We start from the raw sequence: 13,017 nt of genomic DNA on the forward strand, positions 1-13,017 counted from the left end.
TTCGCATTTAAAACAAAAAATGGTGTCTTTCTGACGATTTATTGAAATCGCTTTCACTATGTCCCTATTAAATTTTTTGAGCGACAGAATCTAATTTAATTCGACTCCGACCCTAATTTTTCTGGTTGAGTTTTTTGTTGCGTTGCACTACTCTAGTTTTTCGATAGTCATATGCAGCGGAGAAGCCCATGAAAGCGCAAGGCCTGTACGACCCAGCCAATGAACACGATGCCTGCGGCGTCGGTTTCGTCGCCCATATCAAGGGCAACAAGACCCATTCGATCGTCGAACAGGGTTTGCTGATTCTGAAAAACCTCGATCACCGGGGCGCCGTGGGCGCCGATGCGCTGATGGGCGACGGCGCCGGCATCCTGATCCAGATTCCTGACCAGTACTACCGCGAAGAAATGGCCAAGCAGGGCGTGGAATTGCCGCCGCCTGGCGAATACGGCGTGGGCATGGTCTTCCTGCCGAAGGAACACGCGTCGCGCATCGCTTGCGAGCAGGAAATCGAACGCGCCGTGCGCATCGAAGGTCAGGTGGTGTTGGGCTGGCGCAACGTGCCCATCGATACGGACATGCCGATGTCGCCTACCGTGCGCGCCAAGGAACCGGTGATCCGCCAGATTTTCATCGGCCGCGGCCCGGACATCATGGTCACCGATGCGCTCGAGCGCAAACTGTATGTGATCCGCAAATCGTCGGGCCACGCCATTCAGGCCTTGAAACTGCTGCACGGCAAGGAATTCTTCGTGCCGTCGATGTCGGCCCGCACCATCGTCTATAAAGGCTTGCTGCTGGCCGACCAGGTGGGCGTGTACTACAAGGACTTGCAGGATGCGCGCTGCATCTCGGCCCTGGCCCTGGTGCACCAGCGTTTCTCGACGAATACCTTCCCGGAATGGCCGCTGGCCCACCCCTACCGCCTGATCGCGCACAATGGCGAGATCAACACGGTGAAAGGCAACTTCAACTGGATGCGCGCGCGCGAAGGCGTGATGAAGTCGGCCGTGCTGGGCGACGACTTGCAGAAGCTGTTCCCGCTGATCTATGAAGGCCAGTCCGACACGGCGTGCTTCGACAATGCGCTGGAATTGCTGCTGATGGCCGGCTACCCGATCGCCCAGGCGATGATGATGATGATTCCGGAAGCGTGGGAAAACCACACGACGATGGATGACAACCGCCGCGCCTTCTATGAGTACCACGCCGCCATGATGGAACCGTGGGACGGCCCCGCCGCCATGGCGTTCACGGACGGGCGCCACATCGGCGGCACCCTGGACCGCAATGGCTTGCGTCCGGCGCGCTACATCGTCACGGACGACGACCTGGTGGTGATGGCGTCGGAATCGGGCGTGCTGCCGATTCCCGAGTCAAAAATCATCCAGAAATGGCGCTTGCAGCCTGGCAAAATGTTCCTGATCGACCTGGAAGCGGGCCGCATCATCGACGACCAGGAACTGAAAAACACCTACGCCAACGCCAAACCGTATAAAGCGTGGATCAACTCGGTGCGCATCAAGCTCGACGAGATCAAACTGGCCGAAGGCCAGGCCAAACTGGACCGCGCGCAGGGCGAAAAAGCCCAGCCATCGTTGCTGGACCGCCAGCAGGCGTTCGGCTACACGCAGGAAGACCTGAAATTCCTCATGGCGCCGATGGCACTGGCCGGCGAAGAAGCGACGGGCTCGATGGGCAATGACTCGCCGCTGGCCGTCATGTCGAACAAATTGAAGCCTTTGTATAACTACTTCAAGCAATTGTTCGCGCAAGTGACGAATCCGCCGATCGACCCGATCCGCGAAGCGATGGTGATGTCGCTGGTGTCCTTCATCGGCCCGAAACCGAACTTGTTAGATACCAACAACGTCAACCCGCCGATGCGCCTGGAAGTGGCGCAGCCCGTGCTGGGCTTTGACGATATGGCGCGCCTGCGCAACATCAGCGCCCATACGGGCGGCAAGTTCAAGTCGTACGAACTCGACATCTGCTACCCGCTGGCCTGGGGCAAGGAAGGCGTGGAAGCGTGCCTGGCCTCGCTGTGCGCCGAAGCCGTCGACGCCGTGAAATCCGGCCACAATATTTTGATTGTGTCGGACCGCGCCATTTGCGCCGACCAGGTGGCCATCCCCGCGCTGCTGGCCACGTCCACCGTGCACCAGCATCTGGTGAGCAAGGGTTTACGGGCCTCCACCGGCCTCGTCGTGGAAACGGGCTCGGCCCGCGAAACGCACCACTTCGCCTTGCTGGCGGGCTATGGCGCGGAAGCCGTCCACCCGTATCTGGCCATGGAAACCCTGGCCGAGATGGCGCATGGCTTGCCGGGCGAGCTGTCGGGCGAGAAAGCCATCTACAACTACACCAAGGCGGTCGGCAAGGGCTTGATGAAAGTCATGTCGAAGATGGGCATTTCGACCTACATGTCCTACTGCGGCGCGCAAATCTTCGAAGCCATTGGCTTGAACAAGTCGCTGGTCGACAAGTATTTCAAGGGCACGGCCTCGAACGTGGAAGGCATCGGCGTGTTTGAAGTGGCGGAAGAAGCGCTGCGCCTGCATGCGTTGGCCTTCGGCAACGATCCCGTGCTGATGGATAAGCTCGACGCGGGCGGCGAATACGCGTTCCGCGTGCGCGGCGAAGACCATATGTGGACGCCGGACGCGATTGCGAAATTGCAGCACTCCACGCGCAGCAACAATTTCTCCAGCTATAAGGAGTACGCGCAAATCATCAACGACCAAAGCCGTCGCCACCTGACCTTGCGCGGCCTGTTCGAGTTCAAGCTCGATCCGACCAAGGCGATCCCGCTCGATGAAGTGGAACCGGCCAAGGAAATCGTCAAGCGTTTCGCTACCGGCGCCATGTCGCTCGGCTCGATCAGCACGGAAGCGCACGCCACGCTTGCGGTGGCCATGAACCGCATCGGCGGCAAGTCGAACACGGGCGAAGGCGGCGAAGATCCGAACCGCTACACGCAAGAATTGAAGGGCATCCCGATCCGCCAGGGCGACACCATGGCGTCCGTCGTGGGCGCCGAGCAGATCGTCGTCGATATTCCGCTGCAGGAAGGCGACTCCATGCGCTCGCGCATCAAGCAGGTGGCGTCGGGGCGTTTCGGCGTCACGGCCGCTTATTTGAATTCCGCCGACCAGATCCAGATCAAGATGGCGCAAGGCGCGAAGCCGGGCGAAGGCGGCCAGTTGCCGGGCCATAAGGTGTCCGAATACATCGCCAGCCTGCGCTTTTCCGTGCCGGGCGTGGGCCTGATTTCGCCGCCGCCGCACCACGACATCTATTCGATCGAAGATCTGGCGCAGCTGATCCATGACTTGAAGAACGCCAACCCGCGCGCCTCGATTTCCGTGAAACTGGTGTCGGAAGTGGGCATCGGCACGGTGGCCGCCGGCGTCACCAAGGCCAAGGCCGACCACGTCGTCGTCGCCGGCCACGATGGCGGCACGGGCGCCTCGCCACTGTCGTCCGTGAAACATGCGGGTACGCCGTGGGAGCTGGGTCTGGCGGAAACGCAACAAACCCTGGTCTTGAACGGCTTGCGCAGCCGCATCCGCGTGCAGGCCGACGGCCAGATGAAGACGGGCCGCGACGTGGTCATCGCCGCCCTGCTGGGCGCTGACGAGATCGGTTTCGCCACGGCGCCGCTGGTGGTCGAAGGCTGCATCATGATGCGCAAATGCCACTTGAATACGTGTCCGGTGGGTGTGGCCACGCAAGATCCGGTGCTGCGCGCCAAGTTCTCGGGCAAACCCGAGTATGTCGTCAATTACTTCTTCTTCGTTGCCGAGGAAGCCCGTCAATTGATGGCGCAGCTGGGCATCCGCACGTACGACGAACTGATCGGCCGGGTTGACCTGCTGGACAAATCGAAGGCGATTTCGCACTGGAAGGCGCAGGGGCTGGACTTCTCGTCCATCTTCCACAAGCCGGAAACACCGGATCACCAGGCTTGCCGCCACGTGGAAAACCAGGACCATGCGCTGGAAAAGGCGCTCGATCACAAGCTGATCGCGCAAGCGCGCGCGGCGCTGGAAAAGGGCGAGCGCGTCTCCTTCATCTCGCCCGTGCGCAACCTGAACCGCACGGTGGGGACCATGCTGTCCGGCGAAGTGGCGAAGAAATACGGCCATGCCGGCTTGCCGGACGACACCATCCACATCCAGCTGCAAGGCACGGCGGGCCAGTCGGCCTGCGCCTTCCTGGCGCACGGCATCACGATCGACCTGGTGGGCGAGGGCAACGATTACGTGGGTAAAGGCTTGTCGGGCGGGCGCATCATCGTGCGGCCGAATACGGAATTCCGTGGCTGGGCCGTGGACAACATCATCATCGGCAACACGGTGCTGTACGGCGCCATCGCCGGCGAAGCTTTCTTCAACGGCGTGGCCGGTGAACGCTTTGCCGTGCGCAACTCGGGTGCCACCACGGTGGTCGAGGGCCTGGGCGACCATGGCTGCGAATACATGACGGGCGGCACGGTCGTGGTCCTGGGCAATACGGGCCGCAACTTCGCGGCCGGCATGTCGGGCGGCATCGCCTATGTGTATGACCCGGCGGGCGACTTTGCCAGCAAGTGCAACACGGCCATGGTCAGTCTGGACAAGGTCGTGTCGGCAGCGGAACAGCATCTCGACCGCGATGCCTGGCATACGCAGCACCGCGACGGCGCGCCGGAAGCGGACGAGGTCATCCTCAAGCGCCTGATCGAGCGTCATTTCAAGCACACGGGCAGCACCCGCGCCCGCGTCCTGCTCGACGACTGGGCCGCGGCGCGCGGCAAGTTCGTGAAAGTCTTCCCGAACGAATACAAGCGCGCACTGATCGAGATGGCAGCGGACGCCGCCATGGAAGTGCAAGCCGTCGCCGCCTGAGCCAGCCAAGCTCATTGCCAAATGAACGACCAGGGAGCGGCCATGCCGCTCCCCGCCAGCCAAATACAAAGGAACTATCGTGGGTAAAATTACCGGCTTCATGGAATTCAAGCGCCAGGACGAACACTATCTGGAGCCTGCCGCGCGCCTGAAGAACTACAAGGAATTCGTGCTGCACCTGTCGGACGCGCAAGCGACCGTGCAGGGCGCGCGCTGCATGGATTGCGGCATCCCCTTTTGCACCACGGGTTGCCCCGTGAATAACATCATTCCCGACTGGAACGACCTGGTGTACCGCGGCGCTTACCGCGAAGCGCTCGACGTTTTGCATTCGACAAATAACTTCCCGGAATTTACGGGCCGCATCTGCCCGGCGCCGTGCGAATCGGCCTGCACCCTGGGCATCCATGAAGATCCGGTCGGCATCAAGTCGATCGAGCATAAAATCATCGACATGGGCTGGGAGCACGGCTGGGTCACGCCGCAGCCGGCGGGATTCAGCACGGGCAAGAAAGTGGCCATCGTCGGCTCCGGTCCTGCCGGCCTGGCGGCGGCGCAGCAGCTGGCGCGCGCCGGCCATGCCGTCACCGTATTTGAAAAGAGCGACCGGGTCGGCGGCTTGCTGCGCTACGGCATCCCCGACTTCAAGATGGAAAAATCGCACATCGATCTGCGCGTGAAACAGATGGAAGCCGAAGGCGTGGTTTTCCGTACCAGCGTGCTGGTCGGCAAGGATTTTCCGGCCAACGTGAACAACTGGGCCAAGGAAACCATTTTCCCGGAAGACCTGGAAAAAGAATTCGACGCCGTCATCATGGCCGGTGGCGCGGAGCAGCCGCGCGACTTGCCCGTGCCGGGCCGCGAGCTGAAGGGCGTGCACTTTGCCATGGATTTCCTGCCGCTGCAAAACAAGGTCAACGCGGGCGACAAGCTCAAGGACCAGATCAAGGCCACGGGCAAGCACGTGGTGGTGATCGGCGGCGGCGACACGGGTTCCGACTGCGTCGGCACGTCGAACCGCCATGGCGCCGCCTCGGTGGCCCAGTTCGAACTGATGCCGCAGCCGCCGGAACAGGAAAACAAGCCGCTGGTCTGGCCGTACTGGCCGACCAAGCTGCGCACCTCGTCCTCGCACGAGGAAGGCTGCGAGCGCGACTGGGCCGTGGCCACCAAGCGTTTCGAAGGCAAGGGCGGCAAGGTGGAAAAGCTGATCGCCTGCAGAGTCGAATGGAAAGACGGCAAGATGAGCGAAGTGCCGAACTCGGAATTCGAGATGAAGGCGGACCTGGTCTTCCTGGCCATGGGTTTTGTTTCACCAGTACAACAAGTGTTGCAAGCGTTCGGCGTCGATACGGATGCGCGCGGCAATGTCAAGGCGACAACGGATGGCGCCGGCTGCTACCAGACCTCGGTGGCCAAGGTGTTTGCGGCCGGCGACATGCGCCGTGGCCAGTCGCTGGTGGTGTGGGCCATCCGTGAAGGACGCCAGTGCGCGCGCGCCGTCGATGAGTTCCTGATGGGTGCCTCCCTGCTGCCACGCTAATTAACGAGCAATTGTTCGTTTTTTTGACAGGGCCACGGCGCGGTTTGCGGCGTGGCCCTTGTTATTTTTAGTTGGCAGGTCGATGGCCGTGAACGCTGGCGGATGAGGGCGCGATGCGCAGGTCAAATTTCCACTACAATATCTGACTTTCGATTCATTAGTGTTGTATTCTTCCCCATTACGGGGCTGTCCCAAGGGGTGTCTCAGCAGAGGTTGGCGTTTCTGCACTACAATACGCCATTAAAATAGTGAGCTTCGTCGTGCCAAATCTTGTTGAGATCCGTGATTTACACTTTGCCTATGGAGAACGTTCGATTTTATCGGGCCTTCAAATGGATTTCCCACGTGGAAAAGTTGTGGCCGTCATGGGTGGCTCCGGCAGTGGCAAGACGACCGTACTGCGCCTGATCGGCGGGCAGTTGCGTCCCAGTTCCGGTTCCGTGAATGTGGACGGCCAGATCGTCCATACGCTGGGGACCGACCAGTTATATCAGTTGCGCCGCAAGATGGGCATGCTGTTCCAGCACGGCGCCCTGTTTACGGATTTGACGGCGTTCGAAAACGTCGCGTTCCCTCTGCGCGAACACACGGACTTGAATGAAGAGCTGATCCGCACCCTGGTGCTGATGAAGCTGCACGCCGTGGGCTTGCGCAATGCGGCGCAATTGAAGCCGGCCGAGATCTCGGGCGGCATGGGCCGCCGCGTCGCGCTGGCGCGCGCCATCGCGCTCGACCCCGAACTGATCATGTACGACGAGCCGTTCGCCGGCCTGGACCCGATTTCCATGGGCGTGACGGCCAATTTGATCCGCAATCTGAACGATGCGCTGGGCTCCACGTCTATCCTGGTATCGCACGATGTGAAGGAGTGTTTCGCCATCGCTGATTACGTCTATTTTCTGTCATCGGGCAAAATTGTGGCGCACGGCACGCCGGCCGAGATGGCCGTGTCGACGCATCCGTACGTCAAGCAGTTCGTCAATGCCGAGGCCGATGGCCCCGTGCCCTTCCATTATCCGGGCAAGTCGCTGGCCGACGACCTGGGCCTGCATGCGGGAGCGGGCCGATGATCGCGCGTTTCCTGGCGTCGATCGGAGCATGGTTGCGCAATTCGGTACAAGACCTCGGCTTTGCCGTGCGTTCCTTCTTTATCGTCGTGGCCGCCTCGGGCGGACTGTGGCGCCGGCCCCACCTGCTCATTGAGCAACTGTTTTATATCGGCAGCCGTTCGCTGGTGATCATCGCCGTCTCCGGCCTGTTTGTCGGCATGGTGCTGGGCTTGCAAGGTTATTACACCCTGAGCACCTTTGGCGCGACGCAGTCGCTGGGGCAGCTCGTTGCGCTGTCGCTGATGCGCGAACTGGGACCGGTCGTCACGGCGTTGCTGTTCGCGGGCCGCGCCGGCACCTCGCTGACGGCGGAAATCGGCCTGATGAAGGCGGGCGAGCAATTGTCGGCCATGGAAATGATGGCCGTGAACCCGATCCAGCGCGTGCTGGCGCCCCGTTTCTGGGCCGGCGTGATCGCCATGCCTATCCTGGGCGGCATCTTCACGGCCGTCGGCATCATCGGCAGCTATCTGGTCGGCGTGGTGCTGATCGGCGTCGACGAAGGCTCGTTCTGGTCGCAGATGCAAGGCGGCGTGAATGTTTGGAAGGATATCGTCAACGGTACGTATGTCAAAAGCTTGGTGTTCGGGATCGCGGTGACCTTTATCGCCCTGTTCCAGGGTTATCAGGCGCAGCCGACACCGGAAGACGTCTCCGGCGCCACCACGCGCACGGTGGTGATTTCCTCGCTGATGGTGTGGTGGCTCGATTTCATGATGACGGCGTTGATGTTTAGCAAGTAATTACGGATCAGCAAAAAAATTAGCGGCCTGGGCTGTAACTGCGCAGGTGGCGGCAAGTAAAAATTATTTAGGATTGTTTATGCAACGTAAATCTTTGGATGTCTGGGTTGGCTTGTTCGTCTTGCTGGGTGTGGCGGCGGTGATGTTTCTGGCGTTCAAGGCCGGCAATATGAGCTCGCTGTCTTTCAGCAAGACGTATACCATTACGGCAAAGTTCGACAATATTGGCGGCCTCAAGCCGCAGGCACCCGTCAAGGGCGCGGGCGTGGTGGTAGGGCGCGTGGCGCAGATCACATTTGACGACAAGACGTATCAGGCGCTGGTGAAACTCGACATCGAAGATGGCTACAAATTTCCGAAAGACAGCTCGGCCAAGATTTTGACGGCCGGTTTGCTGGGTGAGCAATATATCGGCCTGGAAGCAGGCGGTGATTTGGCCAACCTGGCAGAGGGCGACAAGATCGCCCGTACTCAATCGGCCACAGTGCTGGAAGACCTGATCAATCAGTTCATCTACAGCAAGGCAGCGGAAGGAAAGGACAGCAAATGAGCGAGTCGACCAAAAAAAATCAAGGCAGCCTGGCGCGTATCGGCCTGGCCCTGGCCATCGCCGCCGGCGTGAGCGCCTGCGCCACCGGCACCAATCCGCGCGACCCGCTGGAAGGGTATAACCGCGCCATGTTCAAGTTCAACGACACCGTCGACCAGGTGGCGCTGAAGCCCGTTGCCACGGCCTACAAGACGGTGACGCCGTCGTTCGTGCAAACAGGCGTGGGCAACTTCTTCGGCAACCTGGCCGATGTGTGGAGTGCCGTGAACAACTTGCTGCAAGGCAAGGGAGAAGCGGGCTTGCAAGACGTCGTGCGCGTCAGCATGAACTCGACCTTCGGCATCCTCGGCCTGATCGACATCGCGTCGCAGGCCGGCATTCCCAAGCATAACGAAGACTTTGGCCAGACCCTGGGCTGGTACGGCGTCCAGTCGGGGCCGTACGTGATGCTGCCGCTGCTGGGCCCATCGACCGTGCGCGACACGGTGGCCTTGCCGCTCGACATCGCAGGCGACCCATGGCGCTACAAGGATCCCGTCAATGTACGCAATATCGGCACGGTGACGCGCGTGGTCGACAAGCGCGCCGCGCTGCTCGACGCGACCAACCTGATGGAAGCGGCCGCGCTGGACCGCTATGAATTCATCCGCGACGGTTTCCTGCAGGCGCGCGAAAGCAAGGTGTTCGACGGTGATACGGACCGCCGCGACCGCAAAGTGCCAAAAAACGACAGCAGCGATTACGAGCCGGAGTACGAGGCAAAACCGCAAGCTGCCAATGACGCGCCTGCGGCCACCGCCGCCGCCGAGGTGGCGCCAGCGGACCTCGTAACATCTGGTAGCAATACCGTTGCTTCCGAGGCCAGGCCCCAGGAGTAAACTGAACACAAGAACACCACGGCTGCGATCAACGCCAGCCGGTGCATAGCAACACCATGAAAGGTAGAACCATGAAATTGATGAAACAACTGCTGGCGATGGCGACCATCGCCTTTGCCACCGCGGCCCAGGCCGCACCCGCCGTCGAAGCGCCGGACGCCTTGGTCAAACGCATCAGCCAGGACGTGATCGACACGGCCAAGGCCGACAAGGCCATCCAGGCCGGCGATATCAAGCGCGTCACCGAATTGGTGGAAAGCAAGATCTTGCCGTATGTGGATTTCCAGCGCATGACGTCCCTGGCCGCCGGCCGCTTCTGGCGCGATGCCACGCCGGACCAGCAAAAGCAGCTGTCCAGCGAATTCCGCACCCTGCTGATCTACACGTATTCGGGCGCCCTGTCGCAGATCAAGAACGAAACCGTGGAATTCAAGCCGCTGCGCGCCGACCCCGCCGACACGGAAGTGGAAGTGCGCTCGCAAGTGAACGTGGCGCGCGGCGAACCCGTGCCGCTGAACTACCGCGTGGCGAAAACCCCGGCCGGCTGGAAGATCTATGACATCAACGTGCTGGGCGCGTGGCTGGTGGAAACGTACAAAAGCAGCTTTGCCAGCGAGATCAGCAAGGGTGGCATCGATGGCCTGATCAAGACCTTGCAGGCAAAAAACAAGGCCCTGGCCAGCCGTCCCGCTGCCAAAGCCAAATAATCGGCTATCATATAGCTCCAGACCCAGCTCCAGACCAGCGCAGCCCGACGCCATGCCCGACTCTCTCGACACCTTGCAGTCCCTGACTTCCCTGACCGTGCACAATGCCACTTCGGCATTGGAGCAGGGTCTGGACGCCATCCGCTCGGGTCAGACGAAGTTTGACTTGCGCAACGTCAAGGCCGTCGATTCGGCCGCCGTGTCCGTCATGCTGACGTGGCAGCGCGCCGCGCAGGACGCGGGCGGCGTGCTGGAGCTGAAAAACCTGCCGAACAACCTGAAAAACCTCACCAAGCTGTATGGCGTCTGCTCGCTCGTCTCGAGCACCTTGAGCGCCGACGACTGCGCCAGCGCCGGCGGCCACGCCGAACGCAGCCCGTCCGACCTGCATCATCATTGATCCTGTCCCACTCCCCGCATCAGCAGTAGCTTTCAAGCCGGCAGGCCAGCAGCGCCGCCGGCTTGATCTCCAAGTGTTCCACGAATTTTCCAACTATAATTGACTGTTGCGCCGTCCTCGCCTGAAGGTGGCGCCCTGCACCGGCCTGCCGGCCTCGATGTCTCCGGCAACTGGCGCATCACACCAGACGCATTACACTTGAAACAAGCACATGACCGCAATTCAAATCACGAATGTAGAAAAGAGCTATAAATCGCTCAAGGCGCTGGGCGGCGTGTCGCTGGCCATCGAAGAAGGCGAGTTCTTTGGCCTGCTCGGTCCCAATGGCGCCGGCAAGACCACCCTCATTTCCATCATCGCCGGCCTGATACGCCCCGACGCGGGCACCGTCAAGATCCATGGCCACGACGTGGTCAAGGACTTCCGCAACGCGCGCCGCAACCTGGGCGTGGTGCCGCAGGAACTCGTGTTCGACCCGTTTTTCACCGTGCGCGAAACCCTGCGCCTGCAGTCCGGCTATTTCGGCCTGCCGAACAACGACAAGTGGATCGACGAGGTCATGGAAAACCTCGACCTGACCGGCAAGGCCGACACCAACATGCGCGCGCTGTCCGGCGGCATGAAGCGCCGCGTGCTCGTCGCCCAGGCGCTGGTGCACAAGCCGCCCGTCATCGTGCTCGATGAGCCGACGGCCGGCGTCGACGTGGAACTGCGCCAGACGCTGTGGAAGTTCATCTCGCGCCTGAACCGCGAAGGCGGCCACACGGTCGTGCTGACCACCCACTACCTGGAAGAGGCGCAAGCCATGTGCCAGCGCGTCGCCATGCTGAAAAGCGGGAAGGTGGTGGCGCTCGACACCATGTCGGCCCTGATCCGCCGCATCGCCGGCTCGCAGCTGCAGCTGCACCTGAAACACGGCAGCCTCCCGGCCGACCTGCAGCACCTGGTGCTGCACCCGGAAGAACAGCACGCGCCGAACAAGTTCAGCCTGCGCGTCAACGAATACAGCGAAGTCGAGAAAATCCTCGCCCGCCTGCGTGTAGCGGGCGTCGAGATCGATGAAATGCAATTGCAACAAGCCGACCTGGAAGATATCTTCTTGCAGATCATGGATAAAGGTACCGTATGATTTCGACAGGATTTCGCACCCTCGTCTACAAAGAGACGCTGCGCTTCTGGAAAGTGGCAACGCAAACCGTGGCCGCGCCCGTGCTCACGTCGATGCTGTACCTGCTGGTGTTCGGCCATGTGTTAGATGGCCGCGTCGAGCCGAGCCCCGGCGTCAGCTATACGGCCTTCCTGATTCCCGGCCTGGTCATGATGAGCGTGCTGCAAAACGCGTTTGCCAATTCCTCGTCCTCGCTGATCCAGTCCAAGATCACGGGCAACCTGGTGTTCGTGCTATTGACGCCCCTGTCGCACTGGGAAATCTTCTCGGCGTATGTACTCGCTTCCGTCGCGCGCGGCCTGGCCGTGGGCTTTGGCGTGTTTGCCATCACTTGCTGGTTCGCCGACCTGTCGTTTGTCGCGCCGCTGTGGATCGTCATCTTCGCGTTTCTCGGCGCCGCCATGCTGGGCACCATGGGCCTGATCGCCGGCATCTGGGCCGAGAAATTCGACCAGCTGGCCGCCTTCCAGAACTTTTTGATCATGCCGGCCACCTTTTTGTCGGGCGTGTTCTATTCGATCCATTCGCTGCCCGCGTTCTGGCAGACGGTGTCGCACCTGAACCCCTTCTTTTACATGATCGACGGCTTCCGCTACGGCTTCTTCGGCACCTCCGACGTCAGCCCGTGGCTCAGTCTTTCCATCGTCGCCGGCTTCCTCGTGATCCTGGCGCTGGCGTCGATCCGCCTGCTGAAAAGCGGCTATCGTTTGCGTCACTAGTTGCGACACTGATTGCGCCATTGACGGCGGCATATCCCATTACTACCTTATTCAATATCAAGGACTTATCGTGACCACCACTCCAGAACTGATCCACGGCTACCTGTCGGCCGGCCTCGAATGCACGCACCTCGAAGTGGAGGGCGACGGCCAGCACTTCCAGGCCGTGATCGTCTCGCCCGCGTTTGCCGGCAAGCGCCTGATCCAGCGCCACCAGATCGTCTACGCGGCGCTGGGCGACCGCATGCGCGAAGAAATCCACGCGCTGTCGATGAAAACCCTGACACCTGAAGAATTCCAAGGATAAGCAC

General features: G+C 61.0%; 11 protein-coding genes. All 11 read left to right on the forward strand.

Translation table 11 applies throughout. The features are described from left to right. The first annotated feature begins 188 nt into the window (after window positions 1–188). Entirely contained in the window at window positions 189–4,889 is a 4,701-nt protein-coding gene (locus tag CBW66_RS15185) for a glutamate synthase-related protein (RefSeq protein ID WP_086137465.1), read from the forward strand. Between the two features lie 79 nt (window positions 4,890–4,968). Then, on the forward strand, window positions 4,969–6,432 hold the full coding sequence (locus CBW66_RS15190; protein WP_086137466.1) for a glutamate synthase subunit beta: 1,464 nt from the start codon (window positions 4,969–4,971) through the stop codon (window positions 6,430–6,432). A gap of 260 nt (window positions 6,433–6,692) precedes the next feature. After that, window positions 6,693–7,502, forward strand: a complete 810-nt coding sequence (locus CBW66_RS15195) for an ABC transporter ATP-binding protein (RefSeq protein ID WP_086137632.1) — start codon at window positions 6,693–6,695, stop codon at window positions 7,500–7,502. Continuing rightward, window positions 7,499–8,284, forward strand: a complete 786-nt coding sequence (mlaE, locus tag CBW66_RS15200) for a lipid asymmetry maintenance ABC transporter permease subunit MlaE (RefSeq protein WP_086137467.1) — start codon at window positions 7,499–7,501, stop codon at window positions 8,282–8,284. The genes CBW66_RS15195 and mlaE overlap by 4 nt, the downstream gene beginning before the upstream one ends. 79 nt (window positions 8,285–8,363) lie before the next feature. Then, window positions 8,364–8,834 carry an outer membrane lipid asymmetry maintenance protein MlaD gene (mlaD, locus tag CBW66_RS15205; protein WP_086137468.1) on the forward strand — a complete coding sequence of 157 codons (471 nt, stop codon included), beginning with the start codon at window positions 8,364–8,366 and terminating at the stop codon, window positions 8,832–8,834. Then, window positions 8,831–9,712: a VacJ family lipoprotein gene (locus CBW66_RS15210; RefSeq protein WP_086137469.1), complete on the forward strand. Its 882-nt coding sequence runs from the start codon at window positions 8,831–8,833 to the stop codon at window positions 9,710–9,712. Before mlaD ends, CBW66_RS15210 begins: the two co-directional genes overlap by 4 nt. A 71-nt stretch (window positions 9,713–9,783) precedes the next feature. Continuing rightward, on the forward strand, window positions 9,784–10,419 hold the full coding sequence (locus CBW66_RS15215; protein ID WP_086137470.1) for a phospholipid-binding protein MlaC: 636 nt from the start codon (window positions 9,784–9,786) through the stop codon (window positions 10,417–10,419). A 52-nt stretch (window positions 10,420–10,471) separates the two neighbouring features. After that, entirely contained in the window at window positions 10,472–10,819 is a 348-nt protein-coding gene (locus tag CBW66_RS15220; protein WP_034780949.1) for a lipid asymmetry maintenance protein MlaB, read from the forward strand. Between the two features lie 211 nt (window positions 10,820–11,030). Continuing rightward, window positions 11,031–11,948 carry an ABC transporter ATP-binding protein gene (locus CBW66_RS15225; RefSeq protein WP_086137471.1) on the forward strand — a complete coding sequence of 306 codons (918 nt, stop codon included), beginning with the start codon at window positions 11,031–11,033 and terminating at the stop codon, window positions 11,946–11,948. Then, the gene (locus tag CBW66_RS15230; protein WP_076569463.1) at window positions 11,945–12,706 is read left to right on the forward strand and encodes an ABC transporter permease; all 762 of its coding nucleotides are present in this window, start codon (window positions 11,945–11,947) and stop codon (window positions 12,704–12,706) included. Before CBW66_RS15225 ends, CBW66_RS15230 begins: the two co-directional genes overlap by 4 nt. 70 nt (window positions 12,707–12,776) lie before the next feature. Then, the gene (locus CBW66_RS15235; RefSeq protein ID WP_034753824.1) at window positions 12,777–13,013 is read left to right on the forward strand and encodes a BolA family protein; all 237 of its coding nucleotides are present in this window, start codon (window positions 12,777–12,779) and stop codon (window positions 13,011–13,013) included. The last annotated feature ends 4 nt before the right edge of the window (window positions 13,014–13,017 follow it).

It is taken from the genome of Janthinobacterium sp. GW456P (assembly GCF_002127655.1).
Classification (GTDB): Bacteria; Pseudomonadota; Gammaproteobacteria; order Burkholderiales; family Burkholderiaceae_D; genus Janthinobacterium.